Origin of the sequence: Virgibacillus proomii, assembly GCF_900162615.1 — a bacterium.
GTDB classification, from domain to species: domain Bacteria; phylum Bacillota; class Bacilli; order Bacillales; family Amphibacillaceae; genus Virgibacillus; species Virgibacillus proomii.
Genome location: NZ_FUFN01000010.1, coordinates 768,716 through 792,353, shown reverse-complemented (window position 1 = coordinate 792,353; position 23,638 = coordinate 768,716). Strand labels below are relative to the sequence as shown.

General features: G+C 36.6%; 22 protein-coding genes and 1 riboswitch. Of the genes, 3 read left to right on the top strand and 19 right to left on the bottom strand.

Annotated elements, in window-relative coordinates; translation table 11 throughout:
- Nucleotides 1-654: 654 nt before the first annotated feature.
- The 5 genes from BN1066_RS11540 to BN1066_RS21265 all read right to left on the bottom strand — a co-directional run bounded on the left by BN1066_RS11540 (nt 655) and on the right by BN1066_RS21265 (nt 3,563).
- The gene (locus BN1066_RS11540) at nt 655-1,044 is read right to left on the bottom strand and encodes a tautomerase family protein (RefSeq protein WP_077319622.1); all 390 of its coding nucleotides are present in this window, start codon (nt 1,042-1,044) and stop codon (nt 655-657) included.
- 949 nt (nt 1,045-1,993) lie between these two features.
- On the bottom strand, nt 1,994-2,551 hold the full coding sequence (locus tag BN1066_RS11535) for a GNAT family N-acetyltransferase (protein WP_077319620.1): 558 nt from the start codon (nt 2,549-2,551) through the stop codon (nt 1,994-1,996).
- Between the two features lie 395 nt (nt 2,552-2,946).
- Nucleotides 2,947-3,249, bottom strand: coding sequence for an SMI1/KNR4 family protein (locus BN1066_RS11530; protein ID WP_077319618.1), 303 nt, complete (start codon nt 3,247-3,249; stop codon nt 2,947-2,949).
- Nucleotides 3,237-3,419 carry an SMI1/KNR4 family protein gene (locus BN1066_RS21270; RefSeq protein ID WP_425445295.1) on the bottom strand — a complete coding sequence of 61 codons (183 nt, stop codon included), beginning with the start codon at nt 3,417-3,419 and terminating at the stop codon, nt 3,237-3,239. Before BN1066_RS21270 ends, BN1066_RS11530 begins: the two co-directional genes overlap by 13 nt.
- Before the next feature lie 69 nt (nt 3,420-3,488).
- Complete coding sequence (locus tag BN1066_RS21265; RefSeq protein WP_425445294.1) at nt 3,489-3,563, bottom strand: hypothetical protein; 75 nt, start codon at nt 3,561-3,563, stop codon at nt 3,489-3,491.
- Here BN1066_RS21265 and BN1066_RS21260 point away from each other — a divergent pair.
- Nucleotides 3,557-3,655, top strand: a complete 99-nt coding sequence (locus tag BN1066_RS21260) for an HNH endonuclease (RefSeq protein ID WP_425445293.1) — start codon at nt 3,557-3,559, stop codon at nt 3,653-3,655. The genes BN1066_RS21265 and BN1066_RS21260 overlap by 7 nt on opposite strands.
- A 23-nt stretch (nt 3,656-3,678) precedes the next feature.
- On the opposite strand, the gene BN1066_RS11515 is transcribed toward BN1066_RS21260, so the two are convergent.
- The 3 genes from BN1066_RS11515 to BN1066_RS11505 form a co-directional block, all read right to left on the bottom strand.
- Complete coding sequence (locus BN1066_RS11515) at nt 3,679-3,999, bottom strand: hypothetical protein (protein WP_077319614.1); 321 nt, start codon at nt 3,997-3,999, stop codon at nt 3,679-3,681.
- A 650-nt stretch (nt 4,000-4,649) separates the two neighbouring features.
- Nucleotides 4,650-5,072 (bottom strand): hypothetical protein, encoded by a 423-nt coding sequence (locus BN1066_RS11510; RefSeq protein WP_077319612.1) that lies wholly within the window; start codon nt 5,070-5,072, stop codon nt 4,650-4,652.
- Nucleotides 5,069-5,278, bottom strand: coding sequence for a helix-turn-helix transcriptional regulator (locus BN1066_RS11505; protein WP_077319610.1), 210 nt, complete (start codon nt 5,276-5,278; stop codon nt 5,069-5,071). Before BN1066_RS11505 ends, BN1066_RS11510 begins: the two co-directional genes overlap by 4 nt.
- A 259-nt stretch (nt 5,279-5,537) precedes the next feature.
- Between BN1066_RS11505 and BN1066_RS11500 the strand changes: the two genes are divergently transcribed.
- Both BN1066_RS11500 and tenA read left to right on the top strand, forming a co-directional pair.
- Entirely contained in the window at nt 5,538-6,578 is a 1,041-nt protein-coding gene (locus BN1066_RS11500; protein ID WP_077319609.1) for a zinc-dependent alcohol dehydrogenase family protein, read from the top strand.
- A gap of 429 nt (nt 6,579-7,007) precedes the next feature.
- Nucleotides 7,008-7,100: riboswitch (TPP riboswitch) on the top strand.
- Nucleotides 7,101-7,227: 127 nt separating this feature from the next.
- Nucleotides 7,228-7,932: a thiaminase II gene (gene tenA / locus BN1066_RS11495; protein WP_077319608.1), complete on the top strand. Its 705-nt coding sequence runs from the start codon at nt 7,228-7,230 to the stop codon at nt 7,930-7,932.
- A 637-nt stretch (nt 7,933-8,569) separates the two neighbouring features.
- On the opposite strand, the gene BN1066_RS11490 is transcribed toward tenA, so the two are convergent.
- The 11 genes from BN1066_RS11490 to BN1066_RS11440 form a co-directional block, all read right to left on the bottom strand.
- A complete protein-coding gene (locus BN1066_RS11490; protein ID WP_077319607.1) occupies nt 8,570-9,991 on the bottom strand; it encodes an aldehyde dehydrogenase family protein in 1,422 nt (473 codons plus the stop codon).
- Between the two features lie 34 nt (nt 9,992-10,025).
- Nucleotides 10,026-10,976: a transketolase family protein gene (locus BN1066_RS11485; protein WP_077319605.1), complete on the bottom strand. Its 951-nt coding sequence runs from the start codon at nt 10,974-10,976 to the stop codon at nt 10,026-10,028.
- Nucleotides 10,973-11,833, bottom strand: a complete 861-nt coding sequence (locus BN1066_RS11480; protein WP_077319603.1) for a transketolase — start codon at nt 11,831-11,833, stop codon at nt 10,973-10,975. The genes BN1066_RS11485 and BN1066_RS11480 overlap by 4 nt, the downstream gene beginning before the upstream one ends.
- 958 nt (nt 11,834-12,791) lie before the next feature.
- On the bottom strand, nt 12,792-13,805 hold the full coding sequence (locus BN1066_RS11475; RefSeq protein ID WP_077319601.1) for a zinc-dependent alcohol dehydrogenase: 1,014 nt from the start codon (nt 13,803-13,805) through the stop codon (nt 12,792-12,794).
- Between the two features lie 600 nt (nt 13,806-14,405).
- Nucleotides 14,406-15,449 (bottom strand): Gfo/Idh/MocA family oxidoreductase, encoded by a 1,044-nt coding sequence (locus tag BN1066_RS11470; protein WP_077319599.1) that lies wholly within the window; start codon nt 15,447-15,449, stop codon nt 14,406-14,408.
- Nucleotides 15,450-15,852: 403 nt separating this feature from the next.
- The gene (iolE, locus tag BN1066_RS11465) at nt 15,853-16,794 is read right to left on the bottom strand and encodes a myo-inosose-2 dehydratase (protein ID WP_077319597.1); all 942 of its coding nucleotides are present in this window, start codon (nt 16,792-16,794) and stop codon (nt 15,853-15,855) included.
- A 62-nt stretch (nt 16,795-16,856) separates the two neighbouring features.
- The gene (gene iolB, locus BN1066_RS11460; protein ID WP_077319595.1) at nt 16,857-17,669 is read right to left on the bottom strand and encodes a 5-deoxy-glucuronate isomerase; all 813 of its coding nucleotides are present in this window, start codon (nt 17,667-17,669) and stop codon (nt 16,857-16,859) included.
- 29 nt (nt 17,670-17,698) lie between these two features.
- Nucleotides 17,699-19,603, bottom strand: coding sequence for a 3D-(3,5/4)-trihydroxycyclohexane-1,2-dione acylhydrolase (decyclizing) (gene iolD, locus BN1066_RS11455; RefSeq protein ID WP_077319594.1), 1,905 nt, complete (start codon nt 19,601-19,603; stop codon nt 17,699-17,701).
- Nucleotides 19,604-19,719: 116 nt separating this feature from the next.
- Entirely contained in the window at nt 19,720-20,727 is a 1,008-nt protein-coding gene (gene iolG / locus BN1066_RS11450; protein WP_077319593.1) for an inositol 2-dehydrogenase, read from the bottom strand.
- Between the two features lie 63 nt (nt 20,728-20,790).
- Nucleotides 20,791-21,993, bottom strand: coding sequence for a diphosphate--fructose-6-phosphate 1-phosphotransferase (locus BN1066_RS11445; protein WP_077319591.1), 1,203 nt, complete (start codon nt 21,991-21,993; stop codon nt 20,791-20,793).
- Nucleotides 21,994-22,521: 528 nt separating this feature from the next.
- Nucleotides 22,522-23,529 carry a LacI family DNA-binding transcriptional regulator gene (locus BN1066_RS11440; protein ID WP_077319589.1) on the bottom strand — a complete coding sequence of 336 codons (1,008 nt, stop codon included), beginning with the start codon at nt 23,527-23,529 and terminating at the stop codon, nt 22,522-22,524.
- Nucleotides 23,530-23,638 lie beyond the last annotated feature (109 nt).

Genomic DNA, 23,638 nt, shown 5'->3' with positions numbered 1-23,638 from the left:
ACGAATCAACTAAAGATAAAGGAATCACGGTGAGGCGACGAACCGATGATGACTTATCGTAGGGCGATTTCGTGAAGTCGCCTAGTTGCTGGGTTCATGCGCCGGACGTGGCTATTCGGTTATTTCGTTATCCCCCAACACCTCATTTTATACTTTCTTATCTCATTAGAAAAACTTGACTTACCGCCAAATCTTTCTAGCGGAAGCTGTAGTTTTTCTTATACTATAAAATGAAACTTCATTCAGTAGGAGTTTTCTTCCCTCTCCTACTGAATGTTAGTTGAACCAATCGGGCATTTAGGTGCCGTTTTCTCCCTTACACCCTGTTATACCAACTCAAGCTCTTGAAGTGGGAATCTTACGGCACCTTACATGCGGGATAAACCATAAAAATTTTATACTTTCCTATAGTGGAACAAAAGCTGGAAGCGCTCGGTTACCGACGTACAAACTGGAGAGCTTCTGACGAGGTAAAGTGAAAATTTCATTCAAAAAGTACTTTTACCTGGAATGTTATTGAACGAATTAGGGATTTAGGATCGTTGTCGATTTAACACAGGATGAAGTTTGCTATAGCTTGGGCGTTTAAGCTTAATAAAAACTTCTTTCAAAAAGAACCGGTCTCGTTTTCTAGCAATAAGAAATACTGGCAAGTTATAACTCGCCAGTTAGAAACTGCGCTTCTCCAAAACCAAAACTCCAGTCACCAGCACCGTTAGTTACAATAGAAACTAAAACATCTTTGGGATCAATACCACATTTTTCCTCTAACTCCTGAACAAGAAGTCGATAAAACTCTTTCTTTTGTTTATCACTCCTTTGAGTACTACGAATAGAAAGAACTACAATGTTATCACTTCTTTCAAATCCTAAGCCAGTATCTTGAATAATCATTTCATGTTTTGGGTGCTGATGAACAATTTGATAACGATCTCTTTCTGGAACTCCAAACGCTTTAACAACAGCGTAATGAGTTGCATCCAACAACGCTTTTAACTCCTCTTTCTTCCTTCCTTCTATTAAGTCAAATGTTAGTAGTGGCATCTAAATTCCCCCTAATTAATTATTCCCTTTTTAGAGAGACCAAGGGAGCATCTCATCATGATTGAAGAGTAAAGGTGAAAAACATCCATGATCATAGGTGGTATGAAATGGCTACGAAATAAGACACTTATCTGAACATCAAATAGTACCGATGAGTGCTTCCCTTGATACGAATAGTATCATATTATTACAAGAATTGAACAAAAATATACTCATAATAATATCAAATTATAATCATATATTAACATGAAAATAGGGATTTGTTAAATGTTTTTGTATTTTTAATAAAAAGTTATTATAATGATGTTGAAAAAAATAAATTGACGCTTTGTTCAGTCGAGTTTCCCTTGAATTTCACTCTTTTAAAAAGAACCTTTTGGAAAATCTAACTTAAAAGAACAAAAGCGCAATCGCTTTGGTCAGGGTCAGCCCGATAGCGATGGAACTCTAACGTGGAAGCTGCCTACACCGTAGAAGGAGTGAAGTGACCTGAAAGGCTAGGCACTGGTGCTGAATGTGGATAAATTTTCATCCAAAAATTATCCACAAAGAACAAAATTAAAGTTTCCTAAATAAAAATTAAAAAGTCTGAGTCTTGTTCATACATGACTCAGATTTAAGGATAGCGAACGATTTTTAAGGCAATGTGACAATTTTTCCCGATTAGTCAAAAAGAAAGACTAGCATCTCTCAATTGTGCCCACTTCAATAGAAATTCATCTTTTTCATCCGTCATGAATTTCTATGGTTCTCCCCCATACTTACCCTTTAATTCACCATCTTCTCATAATTAGAAATATGTATATTGGAGTGTATCCTTGAATAACCGCTGTTTTCAAATGCAAATCAGTTTATTATTTTGGAGTTATTCTAATTATCATTGTATACATGTTACTATGTGAAAAGACTGATTAGAATTTCACTTTCTTCATATGCTAGCTATCTCTATTTAATTTAGATTGCCCCTGCACGAGCATTTATTGTCTTTTTTATTTTGCATATATTCATACTGTAAAATCGCATAGCTGTATTCATCCCACCACGTATCTTTATAGGGAATACATTGCTTATAAAATCCTTCACGACGCATACCAATCTTCTCCATAACCCGATAAGAAGCTATATTTTCAGGTTGACAAGTAGCAACCACACGGTGTAAGTTTAACGTTTCAAATGCATAAGCAATCATTGCTCTTGCAGCTTCCGTGGCATAACCATTATCATGAAACATTTTGTTAAAAATCCAACCAATTTCATACGTATGTTTGCCAAAGTATTTCTCGAAGCTAATATGACCGATGACTTCATTTGTTTTTAGGAGGACGACAGGAAAAGCCTCGGGATTGTCGCAACTATGTTTTTCAATAAACTTTTTTGTATCGTCCTCAGTGAAAGTATCCTCTGGTAAATAATGCATTGTTTCCTCATCTGAGACATACGCATGAACGAAGGGAAAATCTTCTTGCTTGAATGGTCGAATAAGTAGTCGTTCCGTTGTAATCTGCATGTTTAAGCCCCCTTTTATACCCATTTAATTACTGACGTTCTACCTTGCCATAAGTGCTGCTGACATGGTAAAATTTTACTATTCTACACCGACAAAAACCTCTTTAACCTTTTTACATCAATCCTAAATCATAACCCGTTGTTCATATTATATTTTATAAAATTTTAGCTTATTAAACCAACTTATTTACAAAGGCTACAACTGTTGATTTATAAGGATTTATAGGATTTTTAATAATTTCCTCTCTTGTAAAATAACCCATTTTAAATGAAACATTTGGGGGAGTATTTAAAATTACTGTGGACAGGCGTTATCCTAAGCTAAAAGTTGTAATTACTAAAAACCTTGAAAGGCTGTTACCCCTCAAGGTTACAATATTAACTATTATCTCTTTCCTAATCCTTTAAAAAATCTTCGTCAATCCAAACATCCTCGATTTCGTAATCATCCAAAATTTCAACATCACTATAGGGCTTTAGACGCTCTAAAAAATCTTTAAAGTTTCTCGCAACAGGTATTAAAGAGCTAGTAGGTTTAAACTCTTCATTCATAAGCTCTATATCATGATCCCATAAACCTATTTTTCCATCCTTAATATTAAGACATACTATATTTCCACCTTCAGTCCTGGATACAGGTATATGGTCTTCTGGTATTCGATTTTTATAAATTTTGTATTGCGAATTTATATCATTAATTTTTTCTGATTTATTCCAAAAAAATCTGTTACAGAAAACGACTCTATTTCTTCATTTGACAGTTCAAAAATGTTTGGTTCAGGAATACCTCCATTTTTTTCTTTTAGAAATTCTATATATTCATTTGGTAAAGTAACACCTAATTTCTTTTGAAATTTATTAAACTCTATTTCATCAAAATTAATATTGATTGGTTTAATTTCAATTATCCTTTACACCCCCTTAGGTAAAATTAATATTTATGGTGCCAAACCTTTTCTTATTAAAGCTGCTCCTCCAGTATGTCTTACAGCTTGATGTAAATCCGTTGGCACATTTTACTGCTGCAAATAAGGTACTTGGGTTTAAGTCTACTCCTAAAGGTTACACTTGGCATCATGTTAAAGACGGAAGAACTTTCACTTGATGTATTCCCTTTCAATCCATTAGTTAGTCTGCACCATCCTTACCTTGTTTATCTCCTTTAATATCTTCTAACAGTCTAATTATCTTACCTAACGCCATCAATACAGAACCAATAGCAACATTTATTAGTAGTATCCCTATTGCCACCACCCATGTAGACATCAAACCCTCTTCTAGCATTTGGAACTGTATCTCTTCGTCTTCTAGCAAGTATGAATCAGTTTTTAACTCGTTGTAAGTTTGATAATCAAATGATGTAAGTATTACTATAAAACCAATTATCCCAATAATTATGAATATTATTCCCATAAACCCCGTAAACGTAAGATCTTTTTGTTTTACCAACTCTTTCCCCTCCATCAATATATATAGCTTTATTATGATGGGGTTGGAAATATTATGCAATACAATACGGTTAGCATCATTTCAAATATAAACTTCATCAATAAGTTTTATTACTGTAAATGTACTATTTAAAAAATCATCTTGGTCTGATTATATAACACGAAGTTGAATATATTTTCTTCCTTTCACTTGTCTCTACATACAAACGTCACTTTCCATACTTTATATGTTGAAATAAAGGCAACAAGAATATAATTGATGTTCATTACAAGAACTATATAAAAAAGTACTACAAAGATACATAAAATCAAAGTTAAAAAAGTATAATCGGCAGTATAAGCTATTTTGTGTAAATGTGAATTGCACATAATAAAATAGAAAGACTTTACGTAAGAGACGGGTTGATGATTCTGGAATTAGTATACTTATAAATTTGCCTATTTTACTGTATTCTCAAAAAATATCTATAAACAGCTATCAAAATTATGAAGGTTCGTCCGTAATAAGAAAATCGCTTGGGTTTTTAACAAACCTTTCATATTATTGAAAGAATACATTTTATAAACCGTCAGCATAAAAAGAGCAAAAAATTACTCCTGCTTTTATTCTATTAGCTATATGATAACCAATAAAATTTCTAGAATAACCTGTTACCTTCGTTTAATAAAAAAACCACCAATTCCAACAATCCAAATATATGCAAAGAAAAAAATCCATAGATAAAGAATTGAAATCGACTCGTTTCCTAAAAGTGTCAAAACTGTTAAAGCTACAAATAAAATAGCTAAAGTAATATGTGATGCATATGCAAAAAACCGGAAAACATTGCGGATGACTCGTTCATCTGCTTCGGGTAAATTATCTTTTTTTCGTTTTCGTTTAATCACTTGTATTACCGTTAAAATGATAGTTGCTGCCAAACTGCCTGTGAGTACATCATACGGAAATTCACCTTGAAAAAAATAAGCAAGAAATGAACCCAGAACACCACCTATAAACGTACAAGCAATTATAAAGAATGGTGACCATTTCTCTAAAATTCTCTCCCATTTTTTCCTGCCTTTTGTACTCATTCATCATCCTCCTCTAAGATAAATATTTCTTCAATGGGCATATCAAAATAAGCAATGATTTTTAATGCTAATTCAAGACTGGGGTTATATTTGTTTTTTTCAATGGCGTTGATTGTCTGCCTTGTAACATGCAAATCTTCAGCCATTTTAACTTGAGTTATTCCCTTTTTTAAACGTACATCTCTAATATAATTCCTTACCTTCATATTGATCCTCCGTTTGGAAGTAAAGATATCTTTACACATATAATATCGAAAATAGTAAAGACTGTAAAGACATCTTTTCAGTCCTTTTTTGACAATAAACTTCTGCTTCCAACTAAAAAATTAACCTCCATGTAACACATGCAACTATATTATTATCTTATTTGACAATTTAGTATATTTTTTGTGATTTTTTGAATATATCCGATAAATATTGATATAATAAGGGTGATTGTAAAAACATCACTAAAGGAGGACTTTCATGAAAGCGCTTATTTATCGTGGAGCAGGGAAAAAGGAATGGACAGAAAAGGAAAAACCAGCTATTCAAGAAGCGACCGATGTCATCGTAAAAATTACCAAGACAACAATTTGTGGTACCGATTTGCACATTTTGAAAGGGGATGTACCAGCAGTAGAAAATGGTCGTACCCTTGGTCATGAAGGTGTCGGGATTGTCGAAGAAGTAGGAGATTCTGTTAAAAACTTCAACGTTGGCGATCGAGTTATTATTTCCTGTATTACATCATGCGGTACTTGTGACTATTGTAAAAAGCAAATGTACTCACATTGTGAGAATGGCGGCTGGATTTTGGGTCATTTAATTGATGGTACACAAGCGGAATATGTTCGCATTCCATATGGTGATACGAGTTTATACCATATGCCTGAGGGTGTTGAGGATGAAGCGTTAGTAATGTTAAGTGATATTGTTCCAACTGGATTTGAAATCGGCGTTCTTAAAGGAAAAGTAAAACCTGGTGATACAATTGCAATTGTTGGGGCAGGGCCAGTTGGTTTATCAGCACTGTTAGGAGCACAATTTTATTCTCCTTCCGAAATAATTATGATTGACCTTGATGACAATCGTTTAGCTGTAGCTAAAGAGTTTGGTGCAACAAAAACGATTAACAGTTCAGATGGAAACGTAATTGAAAAAGTAATGGAGTACACGAATCAAGTAGGAGTAGACGTGGCGATGGAGGCAGTAGGTATCCCTGTAACATTTGATATCTGTCAACATATTGTAGCACCGGGTGGCCATATTGCAAACATGGGTGTACACGGAGTGAAAGTGGATTTAAGCCTTGAAAAGCTATGGATTCATAATATTACCCTTACAACAGGTCTTGTAGATACAAATTCCACGCCGATGTTACTAAAAACCGTAAAATCCGGAAAGATTCAACCTGAGAAATTAGTGACTCACCGTTTTAAACTTAATGAAATTATGAAAGCTTATGAAGTATTTGAAAATGCTGCTAAAGAAAAAGCATTAAAAGTAATCCTTGAAGCAGATTAATTAGTTAAATAACAAACGCTATTAAAAATTCAAGATTCATTTTAAAACTAAATATTAGGATGAAGCATGAATTTTATTCTTTTCGTTTTTATTGAACATTAAGTTAAGCACTTCACATTTATACTGCATAACAATAAAAATCTAGACAAAACAAAAAAGAATCCTATATAAATTCAAAGTCAATGAATACCCCATGGATAATTCACACTCCATGGGATTTTTCTTAAAAAGCCTGTCTATTTTGTAATAAATACGAGTTCTTACCCACTATTATTAAGTGTTTTTTTTCACGTCAAGCAAGAAAAACATTTTCCGAACAGTGTAATTCACTAGTTTTAAACCACTTAATTATTCCTTCAAATTAATAATTTTCGGATAATATGGTTGACTTTAGTTATCATTATGTTATGCTTCAATTGTAGTTAGCAATATTTCTGCTAGGGGAGCCTTCAGTGGCTGAGACAAAGACCCTTAGAACCTGATCTGGTTAGCACCAGCGGAGGGAAGTGGAAAACTGCTTAAGGATACTATCTATCTATGTGTTTACATATAAATTCTATATCTATGTTCACAGATTGATTGCCTTATTAAGCTTATCCCTTTCCTCCTCGATCAAGTTCAAAAACATATGAATGAGGAGGAATTTTTTATGCCATTTACAGACACATTACGTGAAGCAACTACAGACAGCTGGAAACAAAGTGTAAATCATCCATTTGTTAAAGGAATAGCACAAGGTGATTTACCATTGGATATTTTTAAATATTATATTCTTCAAGACATTTACTATTTAAAACATTTCGGAAAAGTACATGCGTTAGCTGCCACTCAAGCAGAGGATTTCCAAGTAACTGCTATGCTGCTAGAAAAAGCAAAGGGTACTGCACAAGCAGAGTTAACTGTTCATAAGCAGCATGCAGAAATATTGAACATTACTGATGAGGATATGGAAAATTTTAAACCGGCTCCAACAGCGTATGCTTATACAGCGCATCTTTACCGAGCTTCACTCTCCGGCAATCTTGGACAAACGATTGCCGCTCTTCTGCCGTGTTACTGGCTATATGCAGATATTGGCAAAACATATCAAGATGCTGATCCTTCTGAAAAAATTTATAAAAATTGGATTGATACCTATTCTAGTGAATGGTTCCATAAGTCTACGAAAGAACAAATTGATCTATTAAATCAAATCGCTGCTAACTCTAGCGAAAAGGAAAAAGCTAAGATGAAGGAACAATTTATTATCGCCAAGGAATATGAGCTTGCATTTTGGGAAATGGCGTATACCAAAGAAGATTGGTTTTCTAATCGCCAATCGCATCATAGCATAGTACAACGGCATAATGAATAAAAGCTAAAAGCGCGTCCTTATGACGTCCCAAGCTAAAACGAATCACTTGGGACGTTCTTTTAATTTTATTATTTCCTCGATATCCAAATACGTAACTTCTACAATTAATTGAACACCAATGCCCTTCTCGTGCAAACTTTTCCTTCCTTTCTCATAGGAAATAGGTAGCTCCACACTTCCTCTGCATGCTGTATCCCATTTTTACATAGTAAGCTACAGTGCGTGGATTGAAATATTCGTAAGCTTGTAGATTGTACTGACTCATTCTCCCTTGACTTTTATGCATTATTGTCTCAACTTCCATAAGTTCTGTTGCGACATTTACTTTTTCCGCTTTCTCGTTTGAATTAAAATACTATTTTAGAAGTCTCTATGATAAGGATAATAAGTCTATCCTCATCATCTCAGTTTGAGTACTGATATATATTCTATAAAAAGCACAATTAAAACACCTGTGATCCTCTACTAGAATTAAGCAAGGTATCACAAGTGTAATCTCACTAATATTAAATTCATCTTAACTTTCCCTATTGTCAGCACTGGTACATCATGTATTCTAAATTTAAAAGCATGAGAATTTCAATCATCCTTCCCTTAAACATTTAAACTGAATACAAGCAAAATAACGAATTCATTCTTATTCCAGATTGACAACTACAGTTACTGTTTTAACCAATTCTTGAATTGCATACGCAGGACCCTCTTTCCCATTTCCGCTTTCCTTCACACCACCATACGGCATCTGGTCAGCACGATAACAACAGGTGTCATTAATTACAACTCCTCCAACATCGAGTAAATATGGAATCTGATAAGACAAATTTAAATCAGATGTATAAATACCAGCTTGCAAGCCGTATTTGGAATGGTTAACTAAATCAATGGCTTCTTCTAATCTGTGATATGGAATAATGGTGACAACAGGACCGAAAATTTCTTCATCTACTATCTTCATACCAGTTTCTGCATTGGTAATGACAGTAGGATAAAATACACTTCCAACGCGTTTTGCACCTGTTAAAATTTGTGCACCTGCTTCTTTCGCTTCCTGTACCCATTGTTCAACTCGTTTTGCTTCTTTTTCACTTATCATAGGACCGATATCTGTGTCCGGACACAGTGGATCCCCTACCTTTAGAAGTGATACTTCATCTAAAAACTTTTTGAGAAACACATCATATACAGATTCATGAACATACATTCGTTGGACAGATATACATACTTGCCCGGCGTTTGAAAATGCCATTTTGGAAAGCTTTGTTGCGGCTTTATCTATATTGGCATCACTGTGAACAATCGTGGCCGAATTTGACCCAAGTTCCAAAGTTGCTTTCCTTAGACCAATGGTTTCCTGAATATGCTTACCGACTTCTGGTGAACCAGTAAACGTATAATGAGCAATCCTTTCATCCTGTAAAAGCTGTTCACCTACTGTTCTTCCACTTCCAATTACACATTGCACATATCCTTTTGGCACACCTGCTTCTACAAATAGTTGACATAATTTTATTGCTACTGTGGCAGTATTGGAAGCAGGTTTTAAGATAACGGGATTTCCTGCTGCTAGGGCCGGTCCAACTTTGTGTACAATTAAATTTAACGGAAAATTAAAGGGCGTGATAGCAGCAACAACACCAATGGGCTTCTTTACTGTGTAAAGAAAACGTCCTTGTGCATTATAATTGGGAATAATCTCTCCTACCAGCTTCTTGGCTTCCTCCGCCGATAATTGTAGTGTAGACACGGAACGCCTTACTTCAACATTAGCGTCTGAAATTGGTTTTCCAACCTCTTTGGTAATGATCGTCGCCAATTCTTCCTGTTTTTCAAGTAAAAGATCTGCCATGCGCATTAAAACTTGATAACGATGCTCTGGAGTAAATGTAGTTTGTTCGTGCGCATTTACTGCGGCTTTAATTGCTTGATCTACTAACTTTTCATCCGCTACTGCTATTTCTGAAAACAGCTCCCCCGTAAATTTATTGTACACCTTATACGTATGTTCAGATCCAACCCATTCACCATTGATCAACATTTTTTCACTTATAACCGTACTCATTGTTTCCTCCTATTGTCTACTTATTTAGCAAATTCTACTTTTTCTTTAAAACTTCTTTAACTGCTTTAACAATGTGATTAGCTGAAATCTCATATTTTTGCAGCATTTCTTCATTTGGACCAGACTCTGCATTTCGATCTTTTACTCCAACACGAAGCATTGGTACTGGATATTCTTCCACCAGAACTTCCGCTACAGCACTTCCTAAGCCACCATATATACTATGTTCCTCTGCAGTAACAATGACTTTGGTAGATTTTGCGGCCTGAATAATTGCATCTTGGTCAAGAGGTTTAATAGAAGGCATATGCATAACGGAAGCAGAAATATCTTCTGTTAAAAGTTGTTTACTTGCCTCTAAAGCACGGCTTGTTTCTGTTCCGGTAGAAATAATGGTGACATCTTTTCCTTCTGTTAACGTTACTGCTTTTCCTAGTTGAAATTGATACATATCATCAAATATGATTGGATAAGGATCTCTGGCTATTCGCATATATATTGGCCCTTTATATTGATGGGCAAATTCGATAATTTTCTCTACCTCTGTACTATCCGCAGGTGCTAACACTACCATATTAGCCAATGAACGAAAGATAGCTATGTCTTCTAACGATTGATGCGTCTTTCCTGTCAGCCCTGTTAATAGACCACTATATCCACCTACCATCTTTACATTTAAATGTGGCTGTGCTATTTGTACTTGTACCTGATCAATAGCACGTTTGGATAAAAAAGCAGCAAATGTGGAAACCCATGGCTGTATGCCTGTTGTTGCAAGTCCCGAGGCGACACTTAACATATTCTGCTCTGCGATTCCCATTTGTAAAAATTTCCTTGGGTTATTGTTAGCTATCTTATCGACTTTTGTAGAATTCGCTAAATCCCCATCAAGCACATATACACGTTCATCCTTTAACGATAGCTCTAACAGCTTTTTACCAAATGCATCTCTCATCGTTGCTTTTTCCGTTAATGTTGTTTTCATTGTTTTGCCCCCAGTTCTTCAAGTTCTTGAATGGCCTGCTTGTACTCCTCGTCCGTTGGGACACGTGAATGCCATAGATAAGCATTCTCCATAAAAGTTACTCCTTTTCCTTTAATCGTACTGGCTATAATCATGGTTGGTTTTCCCGTTACTTCACGAGCTCCATAGAGAGCAGCACTTATTTGTTCATGATCGTGTCCGTCGATATTTACTACATTCCAGCCAAATGCTTCCCACCTTTTTTCCGGATCAACGACTGGATTCTCTCTACTTTCTTCTTCTCCCGCCCAGCCAAATTGCTGAAGCTTATTATAATCTAGTATGGCAACTAAATTATCTACCTTATATTTAGAAGCTATATCAGCAGCTTCCCAAATTTGTCCTTCTTGAGATTCCCCATCGCCAACCATACAATAAGTGCGAAAATCATTTTTCTGCAATTTAGCTCCAAGTGCAATACCGACTGCTGCTGAAAGTCCCATACCAAGCGAACCTGTAGACATATCAAGTCCTGGTAAAGCATTCATATCAGGGTGTGCTTGTAATCTTGAGTTAATGGCATCAAATGTGTTTAGTTCCTCCATTGGAAAATAACCTCTTCGCGCAAGTACAGCATAAAGTGCTACTGCCGAATGCCCCTTTGAAAGAACAAATCGGTCTCGATCAGAAGCTAAGGGATCTTCAGGATTAATATTCATCTCGTTAAAATAGAGATTGACTAATAAATCTACTGCTGACATCGGACCTCCCATATGACCTGCTCCAGCGTGGTAAACAGTTTCTACTATCAGCTTCCTCACTTCGTTTGATTTTTTCTTTAAGTCGATAATTTTGTCTTTTGTAACAGATAGACTCAAAATAACTTCCTCCTTTTAGTTAATTATTTGGAACTTCATTTTTGCAGCATTTATAACATACAACCAGATAAAAACGGATTAAGCGCTTAACCAAAAGAGAAAAATAAGTTAACGTCAATCATCTTACTACCTCCACCTCAATTGCAATTTAACAAAAGCTAGAAGCGATCGGTTAGGGGATCTTCTGACGGGATAAAGTTAAACTTCATTCAAGGATTGCTTTTTCTTCTTGGAAAACCGTGATGTATTACTGCCTCAGCAACTCTGTCCTTGAAAGTCGCGGTGTATCGCTGTCGTGTTTTTTTCTTGTCCTTGAAAAACCGCGATGCTTATTCAAGAAGTCTTACTTCTCCTGTCGACCCGAACGAATCGGATTTAGAAGTCCCTTTTCTCATGGTGTTCGCAGCAACATAAGGCACATTTTTGAAACGCTAAAAATATGGCTACTTATATCCAACATTCCACTGCAACAGGGTATGCGACAAGCCTTTTAATCGGCCTTCCTTTAGATTCGAGCTAATGCTAACTTATCGTAGGAAGAAGATCAAAGTTTGCTAACAGCACGAGCGCTTAAGCTGGACAAAGCTACTTTTTTAAAAAAATTATCCACAATAAACAAATTTATCCCGCATGTAAGGTGCCCGATTCGTTCAACTAACATTCAGTAGGAGATGGAAGAAAACTCCTACTGAATGAAGGTTCATTTTATCGTTTCCTAAATAATAAATAAAGTTTATAGAAGTAATCTTTGATCTTTGCTAATCGTCTTAAATAGGAGGTATTACGATTTAAATTTTTACGTATCAAAGAGACTAATCTGACCGTAACACCTCACCTTAAATAAAGCGCTTAATCTAATCCTTTATTCATAGTATAATACATTTTCTTTTTCATTTAAAGTGTTTCCCCAAAACTGGTTTCATGTCTTAGCTGAAACTTAACATCTTCACCATTAACTTTAACTTGGATAGACAACAATTTTAATTGCTTCTCCTTTTCTCATGATTTCTATTCCCTTATGAATTTGATCTAACCGAATGGTATGTGTTAGTAGAATATCTAGATTTAATTGCTTTCCTTCTAAGATTTTGACTATTTTCGGAAAATCATAGTTTTGAATATACGTTCCCTTTACTGTAATTTCATTTCTTGTTATCTCGTATTGACTAATAGCTGGTAGAGCATGCTCATTCATACCGACAAGCAGAATCTGTCCGCCTTTACGAATAAGAGGAATCGCTTGGTTAAATAGAGCACCGACACAATCAATCACGACATCTGCACCGATATCTGTTTCTTCTAAAATCACCTGTAATACATCTTCATGTTTAGGGTTAATAATGCGCGTAGCCCCGGATCGTTTTGCATATTCCAACCGGTATTCGGACAAATCGGAGCAAATGATTTTATTGGCTCCTGCAGCCTTCACCAGTTGAATAAATAATTGCCCCATGGGACCAGCCCCTAAAATAACGACTCTATCTCCTGGTTGAATATTTAACTTTTTAATTCCATTCATCACACAGGATAAAGGTTCAGCTAAAACAGCCACTTCTGGGGGTACTTGTTTTGAAATCACATGTACATTTTGTGAAGGTAAAACACAATAAGTTGCCCATCCTCCATCCTTAAATATGCCAATCGTTGAACTGTCTTTACACATATTTACCATTCCGCTTTTACAAAAAAAGCATTCTCCGCATAGCGTTGTCGGGTCGACCACTACCCTATCACCTTTCGTAACATTATTGACATCACTGCCAACCTCCACTACTTCTCCCATAAACTCATGTCCTTGAATAATTCCAGTTGTTGCTGGGTGCCCAGGCGGGTCTGATAAAATATGAACATCTGTTCCACAAATACTCGCTGCTCCTACTTTTATCTTTACATCTGTACTGGAAGTAATTTTCGGATCATCTCGTTGTTGTAAATATAAACTCCCAATCTTATCAAACACTGCTGCTAACATCTAATTCCCCCTTCGATGTCTAACAAATCAATACCTCTCCCAAGACAAACGTACAAGCATTCGGTTAGGCGTAAAAAACTAAAGACTTTCTAACGAACAAAGTATCACTTCATTTAAAAGTGGCTTTACTCCTGGAAAAACCGCGCTGTATCTGTCGTGGTTTTTCTTGTCCTTAAAAAGGAAAAACGCTTTTTCTACCTGCGATGTATTGCTGTCATAGCAACTCTGTCCTTGAAAAATCGCGATGCTTATTCAAGAAGTCTTACTTCTCCTGTCGACCCGAACGAATCGGGTTTAGAAGTCGCTTTTCCCATGACGCTCACAGCAACAAAAAGCACATTTTTGAAATGATAAAAATATGGCTTCTTGTCCGCTCTAAAGGAAACATACCCCTGCAACAGGGATATGCCGACGCCTGAGCAACAAACCTTTTAGTTGGCATTCCTTTAGATTCGAGCTGATGTTAACTTATCGTAGGAAGAAGATCAAAGTTTGCTACAACTTAAGCACTTAATCTAGATGAAAGTACTTTAAAAAAGTTGTCTACAATGAAAAAATATTTATTTCCTAAGCATCAAGTACAAATAAAACCTTTGATTGTTACAGATTAATTTCTTTTACTTTTGTTATTTTTTCGTCCAAGGTAATGGTTTTACCAGTTATAAATGATTCAGAAGCTGCTAAAGCAATTGCTAATGCTGCTCTTCCATCCATCTCTGTACAGGTAGGCTTTTTTCCCATTTGTAAGACTTCAATAAAATGCTCCATTTCTAGCAAATATGCATCTCTAAACCTACTAGAAAAACCCTGGATTAGATCATGTGTACTGCCATTACTACTTAACAGCTTAACATCCGTTAAACGCATGGAACCGATTTGGATAGCCCCTTCCGTTCCTACTACTTCTCCGCGAATATCATAACCGTACGGTGCGATTCGCATTGTTTCAATATCACCGGTTGCTCCTTTTGCAAATGTTAAATAAGAAAATCCTTGATCGATGTCATTGTACTTTGCCATAAACTGATTTTCCTCTAATAAAATTTCCCCTGACGCAGTTATGGTTTGAACTTCTTGATCCATTAAAAAACGGGCTATATCATAATCATGAATAGCAACATCAAGAAAAAGACCACCGCTGTTTTTAATAAATACTTCATGCGGAACATTGCCGTCTCTGCTTGTTCCTTTAAAGTAAATGGGTCTACCAATATCCCCAGCAATAATTCTCCGTCTTGCTTCGGCATATGCTGGATCAAATCTCCGCATAAAACCGACTTGACACACAACTTGTTGCTCTTGAATAACACGAATGACTTTATCAGCTTCTTCTAATGTTTGTGTAATTGGCTTTTCAACAAATATTTGTTTACCAGCTTTTGCAGCACGGGTTATCATATCTGCATGTGTACTTGTAGGTGTAACAATAATAACTGCATCGATGCTTTCATCATGAAAGGTATCGTCTGGATGTTGTGACCATTTCTCTACACCCAGCTTCCTTGCCACTTGTTCTGCCCTGCCTTCTATGGGATCAATGACATATACAAGCTCCGCACCTTTTATTTTATGCATCAAATTTTCTGCGTGCCAATAACCTAATCTCCCTAATCCTAATACGGCGCAACGAATTGTTTCTCTCATCGTCATCCTCCTTATCATAGTCATGCTGTCAAACTTTTATTAACTTTTTCACCCCAAAAGATATGCAATTAATTTTAGGTACATTTTCTCTTGTTTTTATCTGCCATTTTTAATTTCTAACAAAAAGTAAAGGCTTTCATTTATGATATCTGTGAAGCAAATAAACTATATAGTTATCATGTTTGCTATAATATTTAGCGGTTCCAGCTTCGTATTTAAAACTAAGAAAATTTTTATCGAATTTTCTTAAATTTTTGTTCGTATAGCGAATCTTAATAGTCGGTAATTTCTTTTATTCCTTACCAATGTTTAAATGAACGGAATCAGACATTTAACCTGCAATTGGATCTCACGCTTTTTCTGGGGGTTTACCTTGTAGTATGAAAGTGGAACTCACTTCCAGTTACATGTGTGGTAAATGATGACTACCTCGCATCTCAAGTCTGATAATTTTTTCAATATATGCTTTGGATCGTTGTGCATACTCATATGGAGGATGTTCAATAGGGTCCTGTTCTCCTTCAATCAACGCCCAACCAGTGTATTTTTTCTCCATTAATGTTTTAAAAATAGGAACAAAATCAATGCACCCTTCTCCAGGGACCGTGAAGATTCCACTGCGGATCGATTTTCGAATGCTGTAATTTTCCACTCTTGCCTTATTTAAAATATGCTGTCGAACATCCTTTAAATGAATATACTGGATCCGATCATAATATTTGGTTAATAAATTTACAGGGTCATTTCCACCATAATAGGCGTGACCAGAATCAAAAAGAAGTGAAACATAATCCTTGTCTGTCGATTCCATCAGACGGTCAATCTCGTGTGGCTGCTCCACCACTGTCCCAGCATGAGGATGGTAAACTAATTGCATGCCATTTTCACGAGCAATTTCGCCTGCTTTATGTAAGCCTTCAACCAAATACTTCCATCCTTCCTCATTTAGGCGCTCCACATATGTTTCATCTTGACCGCGTGTCGGGTCTTGATTTAACATAGAACCACCAATTTCAGCTGTACTAATTACCTTACAACCAAATTCTTTTAAAAACGCCACATGCTTGCGATACGCCTTTAATTCATTTTCATGCCTTTTCGGATCTGAAAAATACACCGATTTCCACTGCGTAACAAGTTGTAAGCCATATTTATTTAATGCTTTTTTCAATTCTGTTATATCACTTGGAAACTTTCGGCTATTCTCCGTACCTGTAAAACCTAGTGTAGCTATCTCCCCCATTACATCCTCATATGTGTAAAAATCGCCATGTTCCAGAACATCCTCGCCCACCCAATTGATTGGATGAATTCCTATATGGAATGGTATTTGGTCTAGAACCATTGAATCTCCTCCCCAAAATAGTGTTGGAGATGTCCGCAACTATGTTGGGACATCCCCAAGCATTAATTTTCCGCCAATAACCATGCATGATCCTTGTCATTGGTAAATCTCCATTCGCGGACTGGTCCTGCCATCACGTTTAAATAATACAACTTGTATCCTGGAGGGTTGGATACCGGATGATACCCTTTTGGAACAAGTACTAAATCGCCATCCCTAACGACGATCGTTTCATCTAATGATTTGTCATTCGTATAAACACGCTGAATGGCAAAACCATTTTCAGGATGATCGATTCTATGATAGTATGTTTCTTCTAAATAACTCTCATGTGGTAAATTTTCCTCATCATGTTTATGTGGAGGGTAGCTTGACCAATTTCCCTCTGGTGTGAATACTTCAAAGATAAATAGACTATCTGCTGGCTTATCAGCGGGTAAAATATTATGAATCTCCCTTTCCAAGCTTCCATATCCCCTTCTAGCAACAGCAACATCCTCTGGTGTGATTAGCCTAGCTTTATATGTTCCCTTTCCTGGTGCCGTACAAATTGCAACTTCTAAATCCGTAAGCGCCTCCAGATTTAATTTGTCACCACTTGAGACATATACCGTATATGCTGGTGAATAGTCAAATACGCTCATTCGTTTGCCAATATTATCCCATGCCTGTGAACTAGTACTTGCATTTGCATGTCCTGATAAGAGAACTGCCGCTACTTCTCTATCACCTGTTTCTTGCTCTAGTGTTTGACCTGGCTTTAACTGATATACTTCGAAACCAACATATTTCCATCCGGCTGATTCTGGAGTTAACTTGATTACACTTCCATCTTGCTCTGGTGTTTTTTTTGACTTAACTAGTAGATGTGACATGTTTACTCCTCCCCTAAATGGTTGATTTATTAATATTTCCTTGCTTGACTTAACATTTTTTCCATGGAATGATAAGCTATTTTCACTTTGTCACTTTTTGATACTTCAGCAACACCTAAGCGCCACCACGATTCATAACCAGGTACTTTGCTTGGGAGTGTCTTTACATGAATGAGTGTTGACGTGTGATTCTGTTTTGCTTGTTGTAACGCCTGTTTTAGTTCTTCCACGGTATTCACTGTATAACCATTTGCGCCGAGACTTCTTGCATGTAGAGCAAAATCGAATTGCATATACTCGCCACTAAGCTGGTTCGTTGATTCTTCACGATAACGGAATTCATTTCCAAACCCTCCACTGCCTTGCCCTGACTGCAATCCATGTATACATTGGAATCCATGATTATCGAATAAAATAATATTGATTTTCTTATTTTCCTGAATACTAGTTACTAATTCAGAATGAAGCATTAAGTAACCACCATCTCCAACCAATGCATAAACTTCGCGATCTGGTTCTGCCATTTTAATTCCAAGCGCTCCCTGAACCTCATAACCCATTGTTGAAAATCCATATTCCATATGATACGTTTTTGGATACGTACTTCTCCACAGTTTAAGTAAATCTCCAGGTAAACTTCCAGCTGCACAGGTAATAATATCTTTTTCATCCATCCATTGATTTAAGATACCGATCACCTGTGACTGTTCTAGCCCGTCTTCACTTTCTAAAGCGTACAAGCGATTAACTTCATTATCCCAACCTTCCTTTAGCGATTGCAGTATTTCTTTACGATAAGAAGTGAGATAATTATGTTCAGATAATGCTTCTAAAAGTAACGTTAATGCAGTTTTCGCATCAGATACGAGCATTTGTGAATCCATTTTCATCGCATCAAAAGCGCTTACATTAATATTTAAGAATTCTACATTTGGATGTTGAAAGGCTACTTTCGATGAGGTTGAAAAGTCAGTCAATCTTGTTCCTACCGCTATAATTAAATCTGCATCTCTTGCTAGAATATTGGAAGCCCTTGAACCATTTGCTCCCATCCCCCCCATAGACAATGGGTGGTTCCATGATATCGCACTTTTTCCTGCCTGTGTTTCGCTAATCGGAATTTGAAATGTTTCTGCAAATTTTCGTAATATATCCGTAGCGAAAGAATAATGAGCTCCTCCACCTGCAATAATAAGAGGTTTCTTCTTCCTAAGAATTAAATCTACTGCTCGCTTCAGTGCTTCTTCACTTGGAGTTCTTCTTTCAATTAAATGTACGCGCTTTTTAAAAAATGAAACCGGATAGTCATATGCTTCTGCCTGCACATCTTGCGGAAGGGCTAGGGTTACTGCACCAGTATCAGCTGGGTCGGTAAGTACACGCATTGCATTTAAGACAGCCGTCATTAATTGTTCCGGTCTAGTGATCCGATCCCAATATTTACTAACCGGTTTAAATGCATCTGTTGCAGATATAGAATAATCGGTCGGATCTTCGATTTGCTGGAGTACTGGGTCAGGTTGACGCGTAGCAAAATTATCACTAGGCAATAATAGTACAGGAATACGGTTTACAGTCGCTGTTCCTGCAGCTGTTACCATATTTAATGCCCCTGGACCAATTGAAGTTGTACAAGCATATGTCTCTAGTCTATTTTTTTGCTTTGCATAAGCCGTAGCTACATGAACCATTCCCTGCTCATTTTTCCCTTGAATATATGTTAAAGCCGTATTTTCCATTTCTAATGCCTCTGCTAAACCGGTAGCATTGCCATGACCAAATATACCAAAAATACCTCTGATAAATTTTCTTTCTTCTCCATCCAGCTCTACGTATTGATTTTCCAAAAATTTAACCAAGGCTTGTGCCATCGTCATTCGGATCGTTACATTCTTTCCCTCCGTCTGTTCTGCTAAAAATTGCGTGGATTCCATTATACGGTTTACCTCCCCTTATTTATTGCGGTTCAAAAGCTAGCAACGCAGAAACCGCTTAGCTTTTGTTTATTACGTAACATTTTTCAAAATATCGAATTAACTTATAGCTAAATTCATGTACAAAGAGTAACTTTCTCTTTTTTTCGAAATGATTCTGTTGCAGCTACCGCTACAGCTAAAGATTTCTTGCCATCAACTTCATCGACAAGTGGCCTCCGATTATTTTGAATACAGTCAACAAAATGTACCATTTCAGCCAAAAAACCCGCTTCAAATTTTAATATAAAATCAGGGGTGTTATCATGATAACTATTGTTCTGTTTTAAGATAATATTATTATGGTGTTGCAATGCCCCTATTTGAATAGCTCCTTCTGTTCCCACCACTTCACCACGAACATCATAACCAAAGGTAGAATTTCTACTACCTTCAATACTAGCTGTTGCACCATTTTTAAAAGTTAAGAACGTAATAGATTGGTCAACATCACCGTATTTTTTCATGAATGGATGAACGAGTACATCGCCAAAAGCCCAAACTGACTCAACTTCATCATCAAGTAGAAATCTGGCTATATCATATTCGTGAATACATAAATCTAGGAAAATTCCACCACTTGTCTTAATAAACGCTTCGGGTGGTGACCCAGGATCACGGCTCAATCCTTTAAAATATAGTGGTTTTCCAATATCACCTTGAACAATTCGTCTTTTGGCCGCTAAATAAGATGGATCAAACCGCCTCATAAACCCCACCTGGCAGTAAACTTGGTTCTCCTCCACAGCTTTAATAACTTGATCAGCTTCTTCCAACGTTTCCGTTAAAGGTTTATCAACAAAGATATGTTTTCGGCTGTTTGCAGCTTGAATAATTAATTCAGCATGTGTTTTCGTTGGAGTGGCAATAATGACAGCATCAATGCTCGGGTCTTGAAATACCTCTTGAGAATTAGTAGTCCAATTAGCTATCCCTAATTCATTTGCTGCCCGCTTAGCACTTTCTTCCCTTGTCGTTACAACCGTGACAACCTCCAATCCCGGGATGCGATTCATCATGTTTTCGGCATGCACCATTCCAAGCCTCCCTACTCCAAAAATGGCACAGCGTATTTCTTTCTTCAAAAAATCTCCCCCTATATTTTAAAAACCTCTCTCTTGGATTAAGCGCTTAATCAAATGAGAAACCTAGATTACTCTTTTATAAACCGGTAGTCCATTTTCCATCGGAATAATCATCTCTCCTTGAATAAATGGAGATGCATAGGTTTTAAATTCCCTGGTCATCCTATTTCGTTCTGTATCATACCATTCTTCTGGCATATACCGTTCTTTTCCAGCAACTTTTTCAAGGCTTACAGTTGCAAACGAAATACAATAATCTTCTCGAGCTACATCTCTTTTCATACTAGTCATTACACCGGTATTACCTCTTCGTGCTTGATTAATAGCCTCTTTTCCTAACAGATAAGATTCATCTACATCCGTCTTGGATGCTAACATCATATTACTTCTTTGCCAAACACTTGAGGTAATGTAGCGTGTTTTAATACCAGTTTTACTTTCAATTTGTTTCTTTAAATAAGCAGAAACGCCACCTAACTTCGGCCTCCCTAAGCTATCATATTGTAAATCTTCATTAACAAACTGACCGTTTATCGTTTTAATCCCTTCTGCTATTACTAAGATAATATTTCTTTTTTCTTCATTAGCGTTTACGACTTTTGCTAAACAGCTGCTTAAATCAAATGGAACCTCTGGTATATAAATGAGCAACTCATTTTTCTCATCAAACACACGTTCAGCAAGTGAACAAGCTGCAGCAACCCAGCCAGTATGTCTTCCCATTGTTTCAATAATGGTAACTCCATTACTTTCCGGATAGCTGCTCATATCCATCTTGACATCAAGAACAGAAGTTGCCAAAAACTTAGCAGTACTTCCATAGCCCGGACAATGATCCGTACCAAGCAGATCATTATCGATAGACTTTGGTACACCTATAACACACAGCTCATAGCTAGCCTTTTTGGAAAAATCGTCAATCAGCTTTAGCGCTTTCATCGACCCGTTACCACCAATATAAAAGAAATAACGTACGTGATATGCTTTTAAAACATTCAGAATCTTATCCAAGTCAAGATATGTTAGTTTATGCCTCCATGTCCCAAGCGCTGCCCCGGGCGTCCATCTTAACCGATATCGATCGCTAATCGACAATTGATCTAAGCGAATGAAGGAATCATGTAAAAGACCATGAATACCACCTATTGCGCCATAAATCTTCCCTTCGAATGATGATTGCAAAATCCCGTCAATAATGCCAACCATGGAATTATTAATCACAGCCGTGGGGCCGCCTGATTGTACAATCATACAATTGCCAGTCATCCTCACCCTCCGTTCTTGAATTGATAAATCGCTTAACTAAATAGTATTAAAAGTATTCTAAAAAGTCAATAGAAAATTTATCTTCTTATAGTTTGCGTTTGAAAGAGAATTAAAAGGGACTGTGATCGTTTAAAATCGTACTATTCCTTGAAACAACCGTGATATATAGCTAGCGACGTTTTCCTTGCCCTTCAAAAAGAAAAATACTTTTTCTTCGTGCGATGTATTTCCTCCGAAGCTTTCTTACCTACTGCAACTTGGGGCTATCCCATCCATGCCCTTTGTTGTTGAGGTTCGAAATGGCTGTTTTTTGCTAGTAGCGGCATGAGCTAGCTCACAGAGCCTATAGAAAAAAGCCTAATTTGTTAGCGTCAGCCTAACGAGACGTAGGTGAATGCCTAGTTGTACGAATACTTAAAACTAAAAAAGATTTATGACGTCGAATGAAAGCAAGCTCTAAAATTTAATTCCTAGTCATATTCGAAGCGACATTTTTACTGGGATTTTTGAACATCCTGTATAACTAATTTAAATCAACTTTGCGGTAGATTTTCTTTCAACAAGTGTTGGCATTAATGTGAGCCGTAATTGTTCTTTCCTCTCTCCTTTCACAATAGAAATCATTAAATCCATTACTTCTTTTCCCATCTTTTCAATTGGTTGAGAGATCGTGGTTAAAGGTGGATCTACAATGGTTGCAATCGCAGTATTATCAAAGCCAACAATGGATAGATCACTTGGTACATGAAATCCATTTTCTTTAGCTGCTTGAATAGCGCCGATGGCTAACATGTCATTACAAGAAAAAATAGCTGTTGGTGGATTTGAAGTTGTTACATATTTATGAGCCACTGCTTTACCAGCATCAATTAAGTTTTCATTTCCTTGTGTGATATATTCAAAGTCATTTCTCATTTCTAGGTTTTGTTCCTTAAGTGCATCATTAAACCCGCGAATTCGTTCCCGATTACTCCAAACATCCAGAGCAATTATTCCCATATTCGTATGACCTAGCTTTAATAAATAGGAAGCGGCTTGATAGCCCCCCATATAATCATCAATGGCTACTGTATTTAAAGGAAGCATTGGAAAATCACGTGCTACAATCACAACCGGAATATTCTCATTCATCAATGCTTCTACTTGCTCGAGCTTTTCAAAACCAGAAGCAAAAATAAATCCATCTACTCTCTTTTGCTTTAAAAGCGCTATATACTTTGCTTCTTTTTCCATCTTATAATCCGTGCTGCAAATGACAATATTGTATCCAAATTCATGCCCGCTATCTTCAATACTTCTGGCTAATTCAGAAAAAAACGGATTTGCCAAATCAGGGATGAGCAAACCAATTGTTTTCGTTTGCTTTCCCATCAGCGCAGAAGCCAAAATATTAGGCTGGTAATTTAATTCTTCCATTACCCTATGCACCTTTTTTTTGGTCTTTTCACTAATTCGCCCCTTGTTATTAATAACTTGAGAAACCGTAGCAATGGAGACGTTTGCCGCCTTTGCTACATCGTAAATCGTTACACTCACTATGCTCTCTCCTTACCATTCTTTCGTCCAAAAAACTTAGATGATGAGGCTAACGCCTGTTCTAGAAGCGTCTTATCTTTAATCAGTATACAACAATAAAACTATTTTA

Bases quoted from the DNA above. Each gene is read 5' to 3' on its own strand.
- BN1066_RS11540 (WP_077319622.1), bottom strand. From the start codon at position 1,044: ATGCCACTACTAACATTTGACTTAATAGAAGGAAGGAAGAAAGAGGAG.
- BN1066_RS11535 (WP_077319620.1), bottom strand. From the start codon at position 2,551: ATGCAGATTACAACGGAACGACTACTTATTCGACCATTCAAGCAAGAA.
- BN1066_RS11510 (WP_077319612.1), bottom strand. From the start codon at position 5,072: ATGAGTACAAAAGGCAGGAAAAAATGGGAGAGAATTTTAGAGAAATGG.
- BN1066_RS11505 (WP_077319610.1), bottom strand. From the start codon at position 5,278: ATGAAGGTAAGGAATTATATTAGAGATGTACGTTTAAAAAAGGGAATA.
- BN1066_RS11500 (WP_077319609.1), top strand. From the start codon at position 5,538: ATGAAAGCGCTTATTTATCGTGGAGCAGGGAAAAAGGAATGGACAGAA.
- tenA (WP_077319608.1), top strand. From the start codon at position 7,228: ATGCCATTTACAGACACATTACGTGAAGCAACTACAGACAGCTGGAAA.
- BN1066_RS11490 (WP_077319607.1), bottom strand. From the start codon at position 9,991: ATGAGTACGGTTATAAGTGAAAAAATGTTGATCAATGGTGAATGGGTT.
- BN1066_RS11485 (WP_077319605.1), bottom strand. From the start codon at position 10,976: ATGAAAACAACATTAACGGAAAAAGCAACGATGAGAGATGCATTTGGT.
- BN1066_RS11475 (WP_077319601.1), bottom strand. From the start codon at position 13,805: ATGTTAGCAGCAGTGTTTGATAAGATTGGGAGTTTATATTTACAACAA.
- BN1066_RS11470 (WP_077319599.1), bottom strand. From the start codon at position 15,449: ATGAGAGAAACAATTCGTTGCGCCGTATTAGGATTAGGGAGATTAGGT.
- iolE (WP_077319597.1), bottom strand. From the start codon at position 16,794: ATGGTTCTAGACCAAATACCATTCCATATAGGAATTCATCCAATCAAT.
- iolB (WP_077319595.1), bottom strand. From the start codon at position 17,669: ATGTCACATCTACTAGTTAAGTCAAAAAAAACACCAGAGCAAGATGGA.
- iolD (WP_077319594.1), bottom strand. From the start codon at position 19,603: ATGGAATCCACGCAATTTTTAGCAGAACAGACGGAGGGAAAGAATGTA.
- BN1066_RS11445 (WP_077319591.1), bottom strand. From the start codon at position 21,993: ATGACTGGCAATTGTATGATTGTACAATCAGGCGGCCCCACGGCTGTG.